Genomic DNA, 18015 nt, shown 5'->3' with positions numbered 1-18015 from the left:
TCCATGACGTCACGTCAACAGGAACGCCGGGCGGTGATCACCGGCCTGGGCGTGGTGGCACCCAACGGGGTCGGGGCCGACGCCTTCTGGAAGGCCACCCGACAGGGCGTGAGCGTCCTGGACCGGATATCCCGTGAGGGCTGCGTCGACCTCCCGCTGCGCATCGCGGGCCAGGTGCGGGACTTCGACCCGCGGGCCGTCGTCGACAACCGCTACCTGGTGCAGACCGACCGGTTCACGCACTACGCGATGGCCGCCGCCGACCAGGCGGTGGCGGACGCCGGCTTCACCGCTGACCCCGAACAGCCGTACGCGGTCGGCGTGGTGACCGCGGCCGGCTCCGGCGGCGGCGAGTTCGGCCAGGGCGAGCTCCAGCAACTGTGGGGCAAGGGGCCGCAGTTCGTCGGCCCCTACCAGTCCATCGCGTGGTTCTACGCCGCCAGCACCGGCCAGATCTCCATCCGCGGCGGCTACAAGGGCCCGTGCGCGGTGGTGGCCAGCGACGAGGCCGGCGGCCTGGACGCCATCGCGCACGCCGCCCGGGCCGTCGAGCAGGGCACCGACGCGGTGGTGGTCGGCGCCGCCGAGGCCCCGCTCGCGCCCTACTCGATGGTCTGCCAGCTCGGCTACCCCGAGCTGAGCCTCGCCGACCGGCCGGACCGGGCCTACCTGCCGTTCTCCCCCGACGCGGCCGGCTTCGCCCCCGCCGAGGGCGGCGCGATGCTGCTGCTGGAGGACGAGGCGACCGCCCGCCGGCGCGGGGCCGCCGTCCGGGCGCACATCGCCGGCCACGGCGCGACCTTCACCGGTGCCTCCCGCTGGGCGGAGTCCCGGGAGGGCCTGGCCGCGGCGATCCGGATCGCCCTGGACCGGGCCAGGATCGCGGCGGAGGAGATCGACGTGGTCTTCGCCGACGCCCTCGGCGTCCCGGCCGCCGACCGCGCCGAGGCGCTCGCGCTGGCCGACGCGCTCGGCCCCTACGCCGAGCGGGTGCCGGTCACCGCCCCCAAGTCCGGTACCGGGCGGGCCTACTGCGGCGCGCCCGCGCTGGACACCGCCGCCGCCGTGCTCGCCATGGAGGACGGCGTGCTGCCGCCCACCCCGAACGTCACCGAGGTCGCCCACGACCTGGCCCTGGTGACCGGCCGCGCCCGCCCGGCCGAACTGCGCACCGCGCTGGTGCTCAGCCGCGGGCTGATGGGCTCCAACGCGGCGCTGGTGCTCCGGCGCGGCGAGCCGTCCTGAACTCCCCGCTCCGCCCTGCTCCGCCCCGATCCATCCGTTCACCCCTCGCTCACCACTCGCTCGTTACGAAGGGAAACCCCGTGAGCAACACCCTCAGCTATCCCGAACTCGCGGCGCTGATCCAGGCCCGGGCCGGCGTCGTCATCGACCCGGCCGCGCTGGAGCGCCCCGGCGCCGCCTTCGACGAGTTCGGCGTGGACTCCCTCGGCCTGCTCGGCGTGGTCGGCGAGCTGGAGAACCGGCACGGCGTGAAGGTCACCAACGGCGCGGAGTCGGCCAAGACCCCGGCCGAGTTCCTGGAGCTGGTCGACTCCGCGGTCACCACCGCGAAGGCGGGTGCCTGAGATGCCCGGACACACCGACAACGAGATCGTCATCGCGGCCCCGCTCGACCTGGTCTGGGAGATCACCAACGACCTGGAGAACTGGCCGCAGCTGTTCAGCGAGTACGCCTCCGTCGAGGTCCTGGAACGCGAGGGCGACCGGGTGCGGTTCCGGCTGACCATGCACCCCGACGAGGACGGCAAGGTGTGGAGCTGGGTCTCCGAGCGCACCACCGACCGCTCCGAGCTGGCGGTCAGCGCCCGGCGGGTCGAGCCCGGCCCGTTCGAGTTCATGGACATCCGCTGGGAGTACGCCGAGGTGCCGGCCGGGACCCGGATGCGCTGGGTGCAGGACTTCGCGATGAAGCCCACCGCGCCGGTCGACGACGACGGCATGGTCAACCACATCAACCGCAACTCCCGGATCCAGCTGCAGCTGATCCGCGAGAAGGTCGAGAAGAAGGCGGCGGAGGTCTGACCATGGTGTCCCCCGTGACCAGCCCCGGGAGCGTGCCCGGGACGGCGCACACCCACCGCGCCCTGATCGTCGCCCGGATGAAGCCCGACGCGGCCGGCGGCATCGCCGAGGTCTTCGCCGAGTCCGACAACCGGGGCGAACTCCCGCACCTGATCGGGGTGACGGGGCGCAGCCTGTTCCAGTTCGGCGACGTCTACCTGCACCTGATCGAGGCGGACCGCCCGCCGGGCCCGGCCGTCGCCCAGGTGACCGGCCACCCCGAGTTCCGGGCGATCAGCGACGCGCTCACCGCGTACGTCCGGGCGTACGACCCGGCCACCTGGCGGGGGCCGAAGGACGCGATGGCGCGCGAGTTCTACCGCTGGGAGCGGCGGGGCTGAGCGCGCGCCGCCGGCACGGCGGACACCCCGGGACCGGAAGGCCCACGGGGTGTCCGCCGCGTCGGCACGCGCTCAGCCGGCGGCGCCCGGACGGCGCCCGTCCCCCCGGCCGCCCTGCGCGGGGGCGGCCTCCTCGGCCTTGAGCAGCGCGGCCCGGTCGATCTTGCCGTTGGCGTCCAGCGGGAAGGCCTCGACCGGCCGCAGGACGCCCGGCACGGCCTGCTCGGGCAGCCAGGGCCGCACGGCGGCCAGCAGCGCCTCGCCGTCCACCGGCTCGCCGGCGGCGGCCGTCGGCTGGACGAAGGCGAGCAGCTGGGCACCGCCCCCGGCCGGGGCCGGGCGGGCGACGACGACGGCGCGTCGCACCCGGGGGTCGCGTTCGAGGGCGGCCTCGACCTCGGCCGGCTCGATCCGCACACCGCCGACCTTGACCTGGTCGTCCAGCCGCCCGAGGAACTCCAGCACCCCGTCCGGGCGCATCAGCACCCGGTCGCCGGTGCGGTAGACCCGGTCGGTGCCGTCGACCTCGTCGGGCGCGGAGACGAAGCGCTCGGCGGTCGCCCCGGCGTCGAGGTAGCCGATGGCCAGGCCCTGGCCGCCGATCCGCAGTTCGCCGGCCTCCCCGTGCGGCAGCGGGCGGCCGTGCTCGTCGGTGACCAGGACGATCGCGCCCGGGATCGGGCGCCCGATCGGCGGCGCGCCGGCGCCGTGGTCGACGCCCGGGGCCATGGTGTGCACCGTGGTGACGACGGTGGCCTCGGCCGGGCCGTAGGCGTTGTGGACGGTCGCGGTGACGTCCGCCCCGGGGGCCCGGCGCAGCCGGTCGCCACCGATCATCAGATGGCGCAGCGGCAGGTCGCCGGGCCAGGGGCGGTCGAGGACGGGTTCGGCGAGCGGGGTGGGCAGCACGCCGACGGTGACACCGGCGGTGCGCCACCAGCCGGTGAGCGCGGCCGGGTCCCGGCGGACGGCCTCGGGGGCGACGCAGAGCGCCGCGCCGGAGCCGAGAGCGGCCCACAGCTCCATCGGGTGCGGGTCGAAGGCGACGCCGACGAGCAGGCTGTGCCGGTCGCCGGGGCCGAGGCCGGTCAGCTCGCGGTACCAGGTGAGCAGGGCGCCGAACGCGGTCTGGCCGACGGCGACGGCCCTGGGCAGGCCGGTGGAGCCGGAGGTGAGCACGGTGTACTGGGCGCCCTTGGGGGCGCGGACGGCGGGCGCTCCGCCGGCCGCGGGAGCGGCGAAGGCGGCCACGGTCCCCGGCGCGCCGGGGGCGGCGAGCGGGCGGTGCCGGCCGTCCCGGTGGGCGGGCGGCAGCAGCGCCGGGTCGCCGATCAGGCAGGCGGGGCGCAGCTGCTCGGCGACGGCCGTCAGCCGGCGCTCGCCGGGGCGCGGGCCGAGCGGCAGGTGGACGGCGCCGATCCTGGCGACGGCCAGGGTGGCGGCGACCAGGGCGGCGGAGTGGTCCAGGCAGAGGCCGACCAGGTCGCCGGGCCGCACCCGCTCGGCCAGCTGCTCGGCGACGTCGTCGGCGAGGCGGTCGAGTTCGGCGTAGCCGAGGGTCAGCTCGCCGTCGATCAGCGCGGGGGCGTGCGGGGTGCGGCGGGCCCAGCTGGTGAACAGGTCGAGGACGGCGCCGTCGCGGTGCGGGCGGCCGTGGGCGAGGGAGAGGCCGGGCAGGAGTCCGGGCACGGGGCGGGCCGGGGTGCTGGTCATGGTCGGTCCTCCGGACGTCGGTCGAGGGTCGTCGGTACGGGGCCGGCCCGGACCCGTGGCCCGGGCCACGATCACCTTCCGGACCTCGGAGGTCCCCTTGATGATGGTCGTCATCCGGACGCGGCGGTAGGGGCACTCCGGCGGGTGGCCGCGCACCCGGCCGCCGGCACCGTGCGCCCGCCCTCCGCCGGCGCCCGGTCCCGCGAGGTCCCGACACGGGACGGGAGAGGTGTGCCGTTCATCGAACGACTCTCGGTCACCGCTTCACCGCCGGGCAACCGGCTGGCCGGATTCCGGCCCTCGCGCGGACCGGCCGGATGCCGCCGGCCCCTCGGCCCTGACGCACCGGCGGCCCGCGTCGCCGGCTGCGGCCCGGTTCCCGGGCGGGCGGGCACGACCAGCGGTGACGCGGGGACCGTCCCCCGGGCGCCGCCCGTCGACGCCGCGCCCGCCGTCCGGCCGGCGGCGACCACGGCGGCGGACGGCCTCCTTCAACTTGGCCGGAACGCTGGATCCATCGACGTTCCGTCACCGTCGCCCGCCGGGGGCTGCGGGTCAGGCCGGGTCGAGCCCGGCGTCCGGGGTGCGGCCCGCCTGGGCCTGCTCGATGCGCTTGACCAGCATCGCGGCGAGCCGCCGGGTACCGGCCAGGTCCACCGGCCCGCCCTCGGTGGTGACGGTCGCGACCAGCGTGCCGGAGCGCAACACGATCGCCACGCCGTCCCGGCCCGCCAACTGGCCCTGGAACGCCCGGCTCTCCGTGCCCAGCGGGCCGATGTCCGCGGGGCCGTACTTGGTGGTGTCGCCGTAGGAGGCGTACGCCTCCTTGAGGCGGTCCTGGGCCTGGGCGCGGTTGGGCAGGGTGTCGACGCCGAAGCGCACGGTCGTCTCGCCGGCGCTGAACCGGGCCTGCCCGCTCAGCGGCCTGCCGGTGCACGGTGCGGCGATGGAACAGGTGGTGGCGTGGTCGGCGGTGTCGACCCGCCGCTTCTCCTCCTCCCAGCCGGTCATCGCCTTCTGGTCGGGCAGGAGCTGGGCGACGAGCGCGGAGTCGAGCAGCAGGGTGTCGGAGTCGGGTCCGGCGGCCGGCTGCCCGCCACCGGGCGTCGCGCCGCCCGCAGTCGTCCCCGCCGTGGCACCTGCTGCGGCGCCGCCGCCCCCGGACGTTCCCCCGGGCGTTGCCCCGGACGGGCCGCCCGCTGACGCTCCGGCGCCGGCCGACGGGCCCGGAGCCGTCGCCCCGGCCGCCGCACCGCCCACCGTCGCGGCCTCCGGCGTGCCGGCCGGGGCCGCGCTCCCGTCGCCGGGCGCCGTGGTCGCGGCGGCGCTCCCGGCGGCCGGCTCCGCCGTCGCGCCCGGGCTCGCCGACACCACCGGGGCGCCCTTGGCCGCGTCCCCGGAGTGCCCCGAGCTCCCCGAGCCGCAGGCCGCCACCGCCGCCAGCAGCACACCCGTCGCCGCCGCAGCGGCCACCTTCCGACCGGCCCCGCCCATGTCCCGCCCCTCTCGTGTCCGTGGCCCCTCAAGATAGACGCGCCCCGGAGCGACCGGTTCCCCGGGGCGCGGCCTCACGGACCCTCCGGCTCGGGGACCGTCCGGCTCAGGCACCGTCCGGCGGGGCGGCTCCGGGGGCGCCCGGCGGCAGCGGCTCGACACCGGTCACCCGGCTCACCCTGGTCGGCTCGATCAGCACCACCACCCGCCGCTCCCCCGGGATCCCCCAGCCGAAGCGTTCGACGCCGAGGTAGGTGCGGGCCAGCCGGTCGATGTTCCGCTCGGCCTCCTCGCCCTCGACGAAGCGCACCACCTGCCCCCGGATCTGCACCCGGTCGTACGGGTCGGCGGGGCCGGCGAGCGCCAGACACACCCGCGGGTCCCGCCGCAGGTTCCGCTCCTTGACCCGCCCGACGGCGGTGTTGAACAGCAGCAGGTCCCCTTCCATCCCCACCCACATCGGGCTCACGTGCGGCGACCCGTCGGCGTTGACCGTGCCGACGTACCAGATGTGCCCCGCCTCGATCCGTTCCCTGACGTCCTTCGAGATCTCGACCATGCGCCGAGTCTGCCCGCCCCCGTCCGGTGCACTCCGCACCTCGAGCCCGGCGGTCACCCGGACCGCCCAGGGCGATCGGGTGAACACGCCCGGGACTTCCACCCGAAGGGCTCACCGACCGCGCTGCCGTTGCCACCTTCCGGTGGCACCTGCCGCCACCGTGGTTGACGTTGGATCAGGCGCCCGCCCGTGAATCCCCTGGCCGACGACGTGTCGGCGATCACGGATACCGCGCCGGAAGGATCATCATCATGCGTTCTGCACGCACGCTGCTCGCCGGGGCCGCCGTGGCCGCGGCCCTGACCGTCGGCACCCCGCTCGCCTTCGCCGACGGCGCCTCCGACCAGGGCAAGAACCTGACCTGGCAGGAGAAGCAGGAGAAGGCGGCCAGCCCCGAGGGCCAGAAGACCTGGGAGGAGAAGCAGCAGGGCTCCTCCGGCACCGAGGAGCACAGGGCCGAGGGCAAGGGCTCGGAGAGCAAGGGTTCCGAGGGCAAGGGCTCGGAAGGCAAGGGCCACGAGGGCAAGGGCGAGGAGAAGGCCCCGCACGGCGGCGTGCACACCGGCGGCGGCGGGCTCGCGCTCTCCGGCGGCGGCCTCGCCTCCGGCGCGGTCCTGCTGCTCGGCGGGCTCGGGGCCGGCGCCATCGCACTGCGTCGCGGCCGCCGTACCGCCGGCGCCGCCGTCTGACCTCGCGCCGTTCCCGCCGCCTCCCTTCGTGGCCCGCGTCCGGTCCGCCGGACGCGGCGGAGGCGCGCGGGGCGGCGCTTCGCCGTATCGGGCCCGCGGCCTCGGCGGCGCGGGCCACGGAGAGGAGTACCAGCGACGATGGCCGGTCCGATCCCCGGTACGTCCCGGCTGCTGCGCACCGGCATGGGTGCCGCGGCGCTCGGCCTGCTGCTGATCTACAACTCGGTGGACACCCTCCCGGCGGACGGGTCCGTCCCGGGCCCGGCCGCGCCCCCGGCCGCCGGCGCCGCCGCCGCGCCGGCCGACGCCGAGCCGGCGGCGCCCGCCCCCGCCGCACCGGTCAAGGCGGCGCCGCCGCTCAAGCGGTCCAAGCCGGTCCGGCTGCGCATCCCGCAGATCAACGTGGACGCGCCCGTCGGCGAGCTGACCCTGAACCCCTCCGGGCAGCTCAACGCCCCGCCGCCGGACGACAAGAACCTGGTCGGCTGGTACCGCGACGGCGTGACGCCCGGCGAGCGCGGCGCCGCCGTGGTCGCCGGGCACGTCGACACCACCAAGGGGCCCGCGGTGTTCCTGCTGCTCAGCCTGATGCTGCCGGGCAACAAGGTGGAGGTCCAGCGGGCCGACGGCACCGTCGCCGTGTTCACCGTCGACGCCGTCGAGACCTTCGCCAAGGACGCCTTCCCCGACCAGCGGGTCTACGGGAGGACGCCCGACGCGCAGCTGCGGCTGATCACCTGCGGCGGCGCCTACGACAAGAAGCGCAAGGACTACCTCGACAACGTGGTGGTCTTCGCGCACCTGGAGTCCTCGCGCCCGGCGTGAGCGCCTCCCGCGGCGCGCCGGCGGTCGGCGCGGGCGGGTCAGCCCCGGACGACGGCCTCGAAGGCGTGCAGGTACGGGTTGACCGGGCGGACCTCGCGGACCTCCAGGCCGGCCGCGGTCATCAGCCGGACCATGCTCGACTCGGAGTGCTTGGCACCGCCGACGTTGAGCATCAGCATGAGGTCCATGGCGGTGGTGAACCGCATCGAGGGGCTGTCGTCGACGAGGTTCTCGACCACCACGACCCGGGCACCCGGACGGGCCACCGCGACCACGTTCGCCAGGGTGCGGCGGGTGCTCTCGTCGTCCCACTCCAGGATGTTCTTGATGATGTAGAGGTCGGCGAGCACCGGGATCTCCACCCGGCAGTCACCGGGGACCAGCCGGGCCCGGTCGGCGAACGCGCCGCCCGCGCGCAGCCGGGGGTCGGCGCCGGCGACCACCTTGGGCAGGTCGAGCAGGGTGCCGTGCAGCGCCGGGTGCTTCTCCAGCAGGCTGGCCAGGACATGGCCCTGGCCGCCGCCGATGTCGACCACCGAGTCGATGCCGGTGAGGTCGAGGTAGGCGGCGAAGTCGGCGGCGGACTGCCGGCTGGAGGTGGTCATCGCCTTGTCGAAGACCTTGGCGGACTCTCCCCCGTCGCTGTGCAGGTAGTCGAAGAACTCCTTGCCGAACAGCTCGGGGAAGACGTTGCGGCCCGAACGCACCGCCTCGTCCAGCCTCGGCCAGGCCTCCCAGGTCCACGGCTCGGTGCACCACAGGGAGATGTAGCGCAGGCTGTTCGGGGCGTCCTCGCGCAGCAGCCGGGACATCTCGGTGTGGGCGAAGCGGTCGCCGTCGAGCTCCTCGAAGATGCCGTAGCAGGTGAGGGCCCGCAGCAGGCGGCGCAGCTGCCGGGGCTCGGTGCCGAGGTCGGCGGCGAGGTCGGTGACGGTGGCGGGGGTGTCGCCGAGCGCGTCGGCGGCGCCGAGCCGGGCCGCCGCGCGGACGGCGGCGGCGCAGGCGGCGCCGAAGACGAGCTCCCGCAGGCGCATGGCGGCCTGTGGGGTGGTGGCGGGTGCGGTGGTCATGGACCGTTTCTCTGCTTTCTGCGGGAGCGGGATGGCGCGGGGGCCTCGATCGGCTTCGGGTGCGGTGCGGCGGGCGGACCGGTCAGCAGCGGCCGGCCGGCTCGGAGACCGCGCACTGGTTGCGGGTGAAGGCGTTGTCGGTACCGGTGTCGCGGTCGGCGAGATCGGCCGGGCCGTTATTGAGCACGAGGTTGTCGGCGACGGTGTTGCGGGCGTTGGGCACGCCGACCACGCTGTGGACGAGCACGATGCCGCCGGAGAACGGCGAGGCGCCGACGTTGTCGCGGACCTCGTTCTCCGTCACCGCGGTCTCCTCCGCGCCGGTGAGCACGATGCCGGCGCCCTGGATGTGGTCCAGCCGGGGGTTGGGCGGGCAGTAGCGGTTGTTGGCGACGACCTGGTTGCGGTGGACGGTGAGCGCACCGGCCCGTGGCACACCCTCGTCGCCGACGATGAAGACGCCGCCGCAGTTGCCGTGGATCCGGTTGCGCTCGATGCTCAGGTCGCGCAGCCGGCGGACGGTGACGCCGATCCGGTTGTCGGTGAGCAGGTTGCCGGTGACCAGGGTGCCGTCGGTGGAGAGGGCGCCGCCCTCGCTGTCCACCGTGTTGGCGAGGAAGACGCCGGACTGGCCGTTGCGGGCGGACTCGTTGGCGGTGATCACGCCCCGGGTGGACTTCTCCTGGCTGATGCCCTGCTGTCCGTTGTCGTGGACGTAGGTGGCGTGGACGGTGAGGCCGGTGGTGCCGGTGGCGTTGATGCCGTTCTTGCGGAAGCCGGAGACGGCGAGCGCCTCGACGGTGACGCCGTCGAGCGGCCGGTCGTCGGTGCCGACCACGCAGAGGCCGTGGCCGGCGGCGGAGCAGGCCGCGGCGGCGTCGGCGGCGGACGTGGCGGCCTTGGTGGCGGGTGCCGTGGCGGGCGCCGCGGAGGTGTCGAGCGCCGTCGCGCTGTCGGCGGGGAGGATCACGCTGTCCGGGCCGGCCCCGCGCAGGGTGAGGCCGGGCGTGGTGATCCGGACGCTGCCCCGGTACTCGCCGGGGAGCAGCTGCACGGTGTCGCCGGGGCGGGCGGCGTCGAGGGCCTGCTGGATCGACCCCCCGGGCTGGACCACGTGCAGCTCGCCGGCGGCGTGCGCGGGCGCGGCGCCGACGGCGGTGAGGACGGTGGTCAGGGCGGTCGTGGCGGCGGCGGTGGCCGCGGCGAGGTGGTGGACCCGTCGCGTGGGCATGGGTGATGACCTGCTTTCTGGCACGCCTCCGCGCGGGAGCCCCGACGCGCTCGTTCGCGGGGGCCATCGGCGCGGTGACGCAAGGTGAGCGGGGGATGACGGCCGGTGGGTGTCGGCCGAACCGACGCTAGGTGCGCTCCGGTGCCCGCGCCACCAGGGTTGGGCTGCCGGGCTGACGGGGCGTCGGAAGCGGCGGGCGCCACCCGCGTCGTCCGGGGGCGGCCGGGCCCTCCCGACCGGGTGGGAGCGACCGCCGTCGGGAGTCCCGCCGCCCGCGTGCCATGCTCGGAGCCATGAGCACCGCCACCACCACCGCCATCACCGCCGCCACCGTCACGCCTACCGCCCCCGGGGGCCCCGGACCGGCCGGCCGCAACCCGGTCGGCGCCCATGTGCCGGTGGCGGCCCGGGGCCTGGCCGGCACCGGCCTGGCGTACGCCCGCCGGGTGGGCGCCGAGACGGTGCAGGTGTTCGTGGCGAACCCGCGCGGCTGGGCGACGCCGCCCGGCAACCCGGCGCAGGACGAGGAGTTCCGCGCGGCCTGCGCCGAGCAGCGGATCCCCGCCTACGTCCACGCGCCGTACCTGATCAACTTCGGTTCGGACAATCCGGCCACCCGTGAGCGCTCGGCCGTCTCGCTGCGCCACTCGCTGCTGCGCGGACACGCGATCGGCGCGCTGGGCGTCGTGCTGCACACCGGTTCGGCGGTCGGCGCGGCGGCGGACGGCGGCTCGCGCCGGGCCGAGGCGATGGCGCAGGTCCGGGCGGACGTGCGCCCGCTGCTGGAGGAGCTGGACGCGCTCGGAGACGACGCGCCGTGGCTGCTGCTGGAGCCGACCGCCGGTCAGGGCCGTTCGCTCTGCTCGCGGATGGAGGACCTCGCCGAGTACGTCGACGCGCTGGACGGCCACCCCAAGGTCGGGGTCTGCCTGGACACCTGTCACGCCTTCGCGGCCGGCCACGACCTGGCGGCGCCGGGCGGCGTGCGCGGGACGCTGGACGCGCTGGTCGCGGCCGCCGGTCCGGACCGGCTGCGGCTGATCCACGCCAACGACTCCGAGGACGCCGTCGGCGCGCGCAAGGACCGGCACGCCAACATCGGCGACGGCCTGATCGGCGCCGAGCCGTTCCGCGAGCTGTTCGAGCACCCGGCGACGGCCGGCGTCCCGCTGCTCGTGGAGACCCCGGACCGCAAGCACGGCGGCGACGGCACCGGCCACGCCCGGGACATCGCCGCGCTCAAGGCACTGCGGGCCCGCGCCGGACGGCCGGCGTCGGCCGACCCGGCCCGCGGCGCGGTCCCCGGCCTGTAGGCCACCCGGCCCGCACCGGGCTGCCGGGGTGCACCCCCGGTGGGACGCTGGAGCGAATGACGCGCCCCAGGACGGGGGATCTCCCGATGAGCCCGACCCGGAAGTTGGCCGAGCTGCCGTGCGGCCGCCGCGGCAAGTGGGTGGTACTGGCCCTGTGGCTGGTGCTGCTGGTGGTGGCGGGCCCGCTGGCGGGCAAGCTCACCGGTGCCGAGGACAACCAGGCCTCCAGCTGGCTGCCGAGCAACGCCGAGTCCACCCGGGTGCTGGACGAGCAGCGGGCCTTCCAGCCGGTGGACACCGCCCAGGCGGTGGTGGTCTACGTGCGGGAGAGCGGGATCACCCCCGCCGACCGGGCCGAGGCGGCCCGGGACGCCGAGGCCTTCGCCTCCGCCCCGCACGTGCTCGGCCCGGTGCAGGGGCCGGTCCAGTCGGCGGACGGCCAGGCGCTGCAGACCATCGTGCCGATCGACATCGGCACCGGCGGCTGGCAGGACCTGCGCCCGGCCGTGGACAGTCTGCGGGCCACCGCCGCCGCCAACAGCCAGGGCATGACCACCCATGTCACCGGCCCGGCCGGGGTCGGCGCCGACCAGGCGGAGGCCTTCGCGGGGATCGACTCCACCCTGCTCGCGGCCACCGTCACCGTGGTGATCGTCCTCCTGCTGCTCACCTACCGCAGCCCGGTGCTGTGGATGCTGCCGCTGTTCTCGGCGGCCGGGGCGCTGGTGGTCGCGCAGGCGGTGATCTACCTGCTGGCCAAGCACGCCGGACTGACCGTCAACGCGCAGAGCGCCGGCATCCTCATCGTGCTGGTGCTCGGTGCGGGGACGGACTACGCGCTGCTGCTCACCGCCCGCTACCGGGAGGAGCTGCGCCGGCACGAGGACCGGCACGAGGCGATGGCCTTCGCGCTGCACCGGGCCGGGCCGGCGATCCTGGCCTCCTCGGCGACCGTGATCGTCTCGATGCTCTGCCTGCTGGTCGCCGAGATGAACTCCACCAGCGGCCTCGGTCCGGTCTGCGCGATCGGTGTGCTGGTGGCGCTGCTGGCGATGCTGACCCTGCTGCCGGCCCTGCTGGTGATCGTCGGCCGCTGGGTGTTCTGGCCGGTGCGGCCGGCGTTCGGGACGCCCGAGCCGACGCGGACCGGCCGCTGGGCGCACGTCGGCGCGTGGATCGCGCGCCGTCCGCGCAAGGTCTGGATCGGCACCACGCTGGCCCTGGGGGCCTGCTGCGTCGGGCTGGTCTCGCTGAACGCGACCGGTCTGAGCACGGCCGGCACCTTCACCGGCAAACCGGACTCGGTGGTCGGCCAGGAGGTGCTGGCGGCGCACTTCCCGGCCGGCACCGGGGCGCCGCTGACGGTCGTCTCCGCGGCCGGCGAGGCGGAGACGGTGCGCGCGGTGACCCAGCAGACGGCCGGGGTGTCGGGCACCACCCAACCGGTGACGCACGAGGGCCGGGCGATGTTCCAGGCGACGCTCACCGACCCGCCGGACAGCCAGGCCGCCAAGGACACCGTGGACCGCTTGCGGACCTCCGTGCACGCCGTGCCGAACGCCGACGCCCAGGTGGGCGGCTCGACGGCGGTGATCCTGGACGCGGGCCGGGCCGCGACCTCCGACAACCGGACGATCATTCCGCTGGTGCTGGGCGTCGTCCTGGTGATCCTGGCGCTGCTGCTGCGCGCGGTGACGGCGCCGCTGGTGCTGATCGCCACCGTCGTGCTCTCCTACGCGGCGGCGCTCGGCATCAGCGCGTTCTTCTTCGCGCACGTCTTCCACTTCGAGGGCCAGGACAACGCCTTCCCGCTGTTCGTCTTCGTGTTCCTGGTCGCGCTGGGCATCGACTACAACATCTTCCTGATGACCCGGGTCCGCGAGGAGTCCGCCCAGCACGGCACCCGGCCGGGCGCGCTGGCCGGGCTGGCCGCCACCGGCGGTGTGATCACCTCGGCCGGTCTGATCCTGGCGAGCACCTTCGCCGTGCTGGGCACCCTTCCGATCGTCGGCTTCGCCGAGATCGGCTTCGCGGTGGCGCTCGGCGTGCTGCTGGACACCCTCGTGGTGCGCTCCGTGCTGGTCACCGCGGTGACCCTGGACCTGGACCACCGCATGTGGTGGCCGAGCGAGTTGTCCAGGCAAGTTCCTCCGCCCAAGGAGGAGTTGGTCAGACAGCTTTAAGTTACCGATGCGTTCATATGGTTATCGTTCACCGTCTGGACGAACGTGGCCCTGCGTCGCTTCACTGCGGGCATGCCAACTCCCTCCGCGCGCCTCGCCGCCGTCTGCACGGCCGCCGCAGCCCTGCTCGCCCCCATCGCCGCCGCGCCGGGCGCCCACGCCGCCACCACCGGGAACGCGTCCGTCCCCGCGCTCAAGGTGCTGACGTACAACGTCTTCCTGATGAGCAAGAACCTCTACCCCAACTGGGGCCAGGACTACCGGGCCAAGGCCATCCCCGCCGCCGACGTCTTCCAGGGCCAGGACGTCGTGGTGCTCCAGGAGGCCTTCGACAACGCCGCCTCCGACGCGCTGGTCGCCCAGGCCTCGGCCGCGTACCCGTACCACACCCCGGTGGTCGGCCGCTCGACCAGCGGCTGGGACGCCACCTCCGGCAGCTACAGCTCCGCCACCCCCGAGGACGGCGGCGTCACCCTGCTCAGCAAGTGGCCCATCCTGCGCAAGGAGCAGTACGTGTTCAAGGACGCGTGCGGCTCGGACTGGTGGTCGAACAAGGGCTTCGCCTACGCCGTGCTGAACGTCAACGGCCTGCGCACCCACGTGATCGGCACCCACCTGCAGTCCACCGACACCGGCTGCTCCGCCGGCCAGCCGGCGGCGATCCGGGCCGCCCAGCTCAAGGCGATGAAGGCCTTCGTCGACGCCAAGAACATCCCGGCCGCCGAGCCGATCGTGCTCGCCGGTGACCTCAACATCGACTCGCACGGCACCGAGTACCCGGCGCTGCTGGCCAACGCGGGCGTGGCGCCGGCCACCACCCGCGACGGCTGGGCCGACTCCTTCGACACCGCGGACAACTCGATCGCCGCCTACCGCTACCCGGGCGAGCCGAAGGAGGACCTCGACTACGTCCTCTACCGGGCCGACCACGCGCGCCCGGCGAGCTACACCAACACGGTGGTCCGCTTCCACAGCGCGCCGTGGACGGTGAGCAGTTGGGGCACCGGCTACACCTACAACGACCTCTCCGACCACTACCCGGTCACCGCCGGCTGACCGGCCGGCCGGCTCGCCGGTTGGGCGGTTGCGGCGACCGCGGCGGTTCACCCGGGTCAGCCGGCCCCGGTGAACCGCCGGTAGGCGGCAGCCAGCGCGGCGTCCAGCGGGCGCCCGCGGGAGGTCAGGCCGGTGGGACCCAACTCGTCGAGAGCGGTGGAGACTTCGCCCCACGGATCGTCGACCGGGGCGGGGACGGAACCCTGCCAGAAGGCGTCGATCAGCTCGGCCAGGGGTCGGTCCGGTTGTTCCGGATGCTCCGGCTGGTCCGGCCGCTCCGGCCGCTCCGGTCGTTGCTCGAAGTCGGCCACGGGTCACTCCCCGATCGCGTCGGCGGACAGGGTCAGCAGTTCGCGCAGCCGCTCGGCGGGCAGCTCGGCGAGCCACTGCTCACCGTCGCCGACCGCCGCCTCGGCCAAGGTGCGCTTGGCGTCGAGGAGTTCGCCGATCCGTTCCTCCACGGTGCCGGCGCAGACCAGCCGGCGGACCTGCACGGCCCGGCGCTGGCCGATCCGGTGCGCGCGGTCGGTGGCCTGGTCCTCGACCGCCGGGTTCCACCAACGGTCCAGGTGCACCACCTGGTTGGCGGCGGTCAGGTTGAGCCCGGTGCCGCCCGCCTTCAGCGAGAGCAGGAACACCCGCGGCCCGTCCGGCGACTGGAAGCGCGCGACCATCTCCTCGCGCCGCCCGCGCGGCACCCCGCCGTACAGATAGAGCACCTCCTCGCCCAACTTCCGCCGCAGGTAGGGCCGGAGCATGGTGCCGAACTCCGCGTACTGGGTGAAGACCAGCACCCGGTCGCCCTCGGCCAGCGCCTCCGTCAGCAGCTCGACCAGCCGCTCCACCTTGCCCGAGCGGCCGGCCACCGCCGTACCGTCGTGCAGGAGTTGGGCCGGGTGGTTGCAGACCTGCTTGAGCCGGCCGATCGCCGCCAGCACCGCGCCCTTGCGCTCGACGCCGCGCAGCCCGCCCAGCCGCTCCAGCAGGTCCGCCACCACCGCCCGGTAGAGCCCGGCCTGTTCCGCCGTGAGCGCGCAGCGGACGGTGAACTCCTGCTTGGCGGGAAGGTCCTGGACGATCAGCGGGTCGGTCTTGCGCCGGCGCAGCAGGAACGGGCCGGTGACCCGGCGCAGTCGGGCCGCCGCGTCCACGCTGCCGGTCTGCTCGACCGGGATCGCGAACCGCTCGCGGAACGCCTCCGGGCCGCCGAACAGCCCGGGGTTGGCGAAGTCCAGCACGGCGTGCAGATCGGCCAGCCGGTTCTCCACCGGGGTGCCGGTGAGCGCGATCCGCGGGCCGGAGCGCAGCGAGCGCAGGGCCCGGGACTGCCGGGCCGACCGGTTCTTGACCTGCTGGGCCTCGTCGGCGACGATCCGCCGCCAGTGGACGCGGCGCAGCTCGGCGGCGTCCCGCTGGACCAGGCCGTAGGTGGTGATCACCAGGTCGGCGGTGGCGTCCGGCGCGGCGCGGTCGGGGCCGTGGTGGACGTGCACCCGCAGGCCGGGGGCGAACCGGGCGGCCTCGCGCTGCCAGGTGCCGACCATCGACATCGGGCAGACCAGCAGGACTGGACCGCGGGCCCCGCGCTCCTGCTCCAGGGCGAGCAGGGCGAGGGTCTGCACCGTCTTGCCGAGGCCCATGTCGTCGGCCAGCACGGCACCGAGGCCCAGCCGTCCCAGCGCGTCCAGCCAGGCCAGCCCGCGCCGCTGGTAGGGGCGGAGGGTACCGGTGAAGCCGGCGGGCGGCTGCGGGGCACGCTCGGCCGGGCCGGGCCGGCCGGCCAGCAGGTCGCCGATCGGGCCGGTGGCGTGGACGGCGGTGACCGGCAGTCCGTCCACCACGGCGGTGTCGTCCACGGCCAGCCGCAGCAGTTCGACCGGCTCCATGGTGCCGCTGCCGTGCTCGGCCAGGAATCGTACGGCGGCGGCGAGTTGGGCCTGGTCGACCTCGATCCAGCGGCCGCGCAGCCGGACCAGCCCCTGCTGGGCGGCGGCGAGGTCGGCGAGTTCCCGCTCAGTGAGCGTGGACTCGCCCAGGGCGAGGCGCCACTCGAAGGCCAGCACGGCGTCCCGGTCGACCTGTGCGGTGCGGGCCACGGCGGACGGGTCGCCTGGCGGGGTGCCGGCCGTCAGGACCAGGCCGAGCCGGGGGCGGCGCTGCCACCAGGCGGGCAGCAGGACGCCGAATCCGGCGCGGGCCAGCGCGGGCGCGCCCTCGCGCAGGAAGCGCAGGGCACCCGCCCGGTCGAGCCGGGCCTCGGTGGCGAAGGCGCCCGGGAGCAGCGCGCGCAGCCCGGGGTCCACCCGCAGGGCCCGGGCCAGCTCGGCCCGGTAGGCCTCGGCCGGGTCGCCCGCCTCGGCGGGGACGGCGTCGGCCAGCGCCTGGTGGGCCGGGTCGGCGGTGCCCGGCCACAGGGCGGCGGCGGGGACGACCAGGGAGGGGCGGTCGATGGCGCGGACCAGCAGGTCGAGCCGCCAGGTCTCGGCGCGCACCCCGCCGTCGGGGTCGTCCTGGTCGGGGCCGAGCGGTTCGGTGAGGCGGAAGTCGAGCCGCAGCGGCGCGTCGGCCGGGCGGGCGCCCTGCCAGGCGGCCAGCCGGTCGGGCAGTGCGGCGGGCGGGGCCTGGTCGAGCCGGCCGTCGGGGCCGTGGAGGGCGGCGAGGAAGGGGTCGGCGGGCGGGTCGAGGTCGGCGAGGGCGACCCGGGCCTCCTGGTCGACCAGGGCGTCGAGCAGACCGGCGAGCAGGGCGGTGGCGGGGGGCGCGCCTGCGGAGGGCCCGCCCGCCCCGGACGCGCCCGCCGGGTGCTCCGCGCGGCAGACCGGCGGGCAGCCGGCGGCCAGCGCGGCCGTCTCCCGTCCGGCGTACGCGTCCGGGGCGGGCCGCCAGCGCGCGTACCACCGCCCCGCCTCCTCGACCAGCACCGGCAGCAGCCGCCCCCGCCCGACCAGCCGCCAGGCCAAGTCGTGCACGGCGGCCAGCCAGCGCACCGAGGCGCCGTACGCCAGCTCGGCCGGGGTGCCGTCGGGCAGCTGGACGGTCGCGCCCGGCCAGTGCGGATCGTGCAGCGCGCCGAGCAGCTGGGCGGCCTGCGAGCGGTCGAAGAGCAGCGCGGGCACCCGCCACGGGCTCAGCGCCACGCCCCGCAACACGGCGCCCACCGGAAGGTCCGGGGACGGCACGGGCCGGGCGGCGAGGGTCGGCAGCAGCAGCCCGGTCCACCGCTCGGCGGCCTGCTCGGCCAGCCAGCCGAGGCCCGGCCCGACCGCTGCCAGCAGCCGCGCCACCTCGGCGGCGGGGCAGGCGAACGGGTGCGCCGTCCCGCCGCGCTCACCGCGGGCGGGCGCCTCGCCCCGGTACACCGACGCGTCCTCCGCCCAGACGGCGAGCCGGCCGTCGGCCCGCCAGAGCGCGTGCAAGGCGTACATCGGCGGGCGGCACCTCTCCGGGGCGGGGACG

16 protein-coding genes are annotated in these 18015 nt (G+C 75.7%); 9 read left to right on the top strand and 7 right to left on the bottom strand.

All coding sequences use genetic code 11. The annotated features are described in order from the left end of the window. Positions 1-3 precede the first annotated feature (3 nt). The 4 genes from ACFU9E_RS25465 (at position 4) to ACFU9E_RS25450 (ending at position 2426) form a co-directional block, all read left to right on the top strand. Positions 4-1245: a beta-ketoacyl synthase N-terminal-like domain-containing protein gene (locus tag ACFU9E_RS25465; protein WP_380684427.1), complete on the top strand. Its 1242-nt coding sequence runs from the start codon at positions 4-6 to the stop codon at positions 1243-1245. An 80-nt stretch (positions 1246-1325) separates the two neighbouring features. After that, positions 1326-1589, top strand: coding sequence for an acyl carrier protein (locus tag ACFU9E_RS25460; RefSeq protein WP_380684426.1), 264 nt, complete (start codon positions 1326-1328; stop codon positions 1587-1589). A gap of 1 nt (position 1590) precedes the next feature. Next, positions 1591-2046 (top strand): SRPBCC family protein, encoded by a 456-nt coding sequence (locus tag ACFU9E_RS25455; RefSeq protein ID WP_355374001.1) that lies wholly within the window; start codon positions 1591-1593, stop codon positions 2044-2046. Between the two features lie 14 nt (positions 2047-2060). Further along, entirely contained in the window at positions 2061-2426 is a 366-nt protein-coding gene (locus ACFU9E_RS25450; RefSeq protein ID WP_380684425.1) for a TcmI family type II polyketide cyclase, read from the top strand. Between the two features lie 72 nt (positions 2427-2498). Here the strand turns inward: ACFU9E_RS25450 and ACFU9E_RS25445 are convergent, their stop codons facing one another. The 3 genes from ACFU9E_RS25445 to ACFU9E_RS25435 form a co-directional block, all read right to left on the bottom strand. After that, complete coding sequence (locus tag ACFU9E_RS25445; protein ID WP_380715363.1) at positions 2499-4139, bottom strand: AMP-binding protein; 1641 nt, start codon at positions 4137-4139, stop codon at positions 2499-2501. Positions 4140-4694: 555 nt separating this feature from the next. Next, positions 4695-5633 (bottom strand): hypothetical protein, encoded by a 939-nt coding sequence (locus ACFU9E_RS25440; RefSeq protein WP_380715361.1) that lies wholly within the window; start codon positions 5631-5633, stop codon positions 4695-4697. 106 nt (positions 5634-5739) lie between these two features. After that, the gene (locus ACFU9E_RS25435) at positions 5740-6192 is read right to left on the bottom strand and encodes a PPOX class F420-dependent oxidoreductase (protein ID WP_380690188.1); all 453 of its coding nucleotides are present in this window, start codon (positions 6190-6192) and stop codon (positions 5740-5742) included. A 251-nt stretch (positions 6193-6443) separates the two neighbouring features. On the opposite strand from ACFU9E_RS25435, the gene ACFU9E_RS25430 reads away from it, so the two are divergent. Both ACFU9E_RS25430 and ACFU9E_RS25425 read left to right on the top strand, forming a co-directional pair. Continuing rightward, a complete protein-coding gene (locus tag ACFU9E_RS25430; RefSeq protein ID WP_380690190.1) occupies positions 6444-6881 on the top strand; it encodes a hypothetical protein in 438 nt (145 codons plus the stop codon). A 138-nt stretch (positions 6882-7019) separates the two neighbouring features. Beyond that, positions 7020-7706, top strand: coding sequence for a class F sortase (locus tag ACFU9E_RS25425; protein ID WP_380715359.1), 687 nt, complete (start codon positions 7020-7022; stop codon positions 7704-7706). A gap of 38 nt (positions 7707-7744) precedes the next feature. Here ACFU9E_RS25425 and ACFU9E_RS25420 read toward each other — a convergent pair whose 3' ends face one another. Further along, positions 7745-8776: a methyltransferase gene (locus ACFU9E_RS25420; RefSeq protein WP_380683620.1), complete on the bottom strand. Its 1032-nt coding sequence runs from the start codon at positions 8774-8776 to the stop codon at positions 7745-7747. Positions 8777-8858: 82 nt separating this feature from the next. Then, a complete protein-coding gene (locus ACFU9E_RS25415) occupies positions 8859-10007 on the bottom strand; it encodes a right-handed parallel beta-helix repeat-containing protein (RefSeq protein WP_380683619.1) in 1149 nt (382 codons plus the stop codon). 293 nt (positions 10008-10300) lie between these two features. Here ACFU9E_RS25415 and ACFU9E_RS25410 point away from each other — a divergent pair, with 293 nt between their 5' ends. The 3 genes from ACFU9E_RS25410 (at position 10301) to sph (ending at position 14559) form a co-directional block, all read left to right on the top strand. Continuing rightward, positions 10301-11320, top strand: a complete 1020-nt coding sequence (locus ACFU9E_RS25410; RefSeq protein ID WP_380683618.1) for a deoxyribonuclease IV — start codon at positions 10301-10303, stop codon at positions 11318-11320. An 86-nt stretch (positions 11321-11406) separates the two neighbouring features. Then, positions 11407-13503, top strand: a complete 2097-nt coding sequence (locus tag ACFU9E_RS25405; RefSeq protein WP_380683617.1) for an MMPL family transporter — start codon at positions 11407-11409, stop codon at positions 13501-13503. Positions 13504-13575: 72 nt separating this feature from the next. Continuing rightward, complete coding sequence (gene sph, locus ACFU9E_RS25400; RefSeq protein ID WP_380683616.1) at positions 13576-14559, top strand: sphingomyelin phosphodiesterase; 984 nt, start codon at positions 13576-13578, stop codon at positions 14557-14559. Between the two features lie 56 nt (positions 14560-14615). Here the strand turns inward: sph and ACFU9E_RS25395 are convergent, their stop codons facing one another. Further along, positions 14616-14870 carry a hypothetical protein gene (locus ACFU9E_RS25395; RefSeq protein WP_380683615.1) on the bottom strand — a complete coding sequence of 85 codons (255 nt, stop codon included), beginning with the start codon at positions 14868-14870 and terminating at the stop codon, positions 14616-14618. 3 nt (positions 14871-14873) lie between these two features. Continuing rightward, on the bottom strand, positions 14874-17984 hold the full coding sequence (locus tag ACFU9E_RS25390) for an SNF2-related protein (RefSeq protein ID WP_380683614.1): 3111 nt from the start codon (positions 17982-17984) through the stop codon (positions 14874-14876). Positions 17985-18015 lie beyond the last annotated feature (31 nt).

The organism is Kitasatospora sp. NPDC057595, from assembly GCF_042800875.1.
Lineage (GTDB): Bacteria > Actinomycetota > Actinomycetes > Streptomycetales > Streptomycetaceae > Kitasatospora.
The sequence above is the reverse complement of the archived record's forward strand: the minus strand, read 5'-3'. Positions and strand labels throughout refer to the sequence as shown.

Bases quoted from the DNA above. Each gene is read 5' to 3' on its own strand.
- ACFU9E_RS25465 (WP_380684427.1), top strand. From the start codon at position 4: ATGACGTCACGTCAACAGGAACGCCGGGCGGTGATCACCGGCCTGGGC.
- ACFU9E_RS25455 (WP_355374001.1), top strand. From the start codon at position 1,591: ATGCCCGGACACACCGACAACGAGATCGTCATCGCGGCCCCGCTCGAC.
- ACFU9E_RS25445 (WP_380715363.1), bottom strand. From the start codon at position 4,139: ATGACCAGCACCCCGGCCCGCCCCGTGCCCGGACTCCTGCCCGGCCTC.
- ACFU9E_RS25440 (WP_380715361.1), bottom strand. From the start codon at position 5,633: ATGGGCGGGGCCGGTCGGAAGGTGGCCGCTGCGGCGGCGACGGGTGTG.
- ACFU9E_RS25435 (WP_380690188.1), bottom strand. From the start codon at position 6,192: ATGGTCGAGATCTCGAAGGACGTCAGGGAACGGATCGAGGCGGGGCAC.
- ACFU9E_RS25430 (WP_380690190.1), top strand. From the start codon at position 6,444: ATGCGTTCTGCACGCACGCTGCTCGCCGGGGCCGCCGTGGCCGCGGCC.
- ACFU9E_RS25425 (WP_380715359.1), top strand. From the start codon at position 7,020: ATGGCCGGTCCGATCCCCGGTACGTCCCGGCTGCTGCGCACCGGCATG.
- ACFU9E_RS25420 (WP_380683620.1), bottom strand. From the start codon at position 8,776: ATGACCACCGCACCCGCCACCACCCCACAGGCCGCCATGCGCCTGCGG.
- ACFU9E_RS25415 (WP_380683619.1), bottom strand. From the start codon at position 10,007: ATGCCCACGCGACGGGTCCACCACCTCGCCGCGGCCACCGCCGCCGCC.
- ACFU9E_RS25410 (WP_380683618.1), top strand. From the start codon at position 10,301: ATGAGCACCGCCACCACCACCGCCATCACCGCCGCCACCGTCACGCCT.
- ACFU9E_RS25405 (WP_380683617.1), top strand. From the start codon at position 11,407: ATGAGCCCGACCCGGAAGTTGGCCGAGCTGCCGTGCGGCCGCCGCGGC.
- sph (WP_380683616.1), top strand. From the start codon at position 13,576: ATGCCAACTCCCTCCGCGCGCCTCGCCGCCGTCTGCACGGCCGCCGCA.
- ACFU9E_RS25390 (WP_380683614.1), bottom strand. From the start codon at position 17,984: ATGTACGCCTTGCACGCGCTCTGGCGGGCCGACGGCCGGCTCGCCGTC.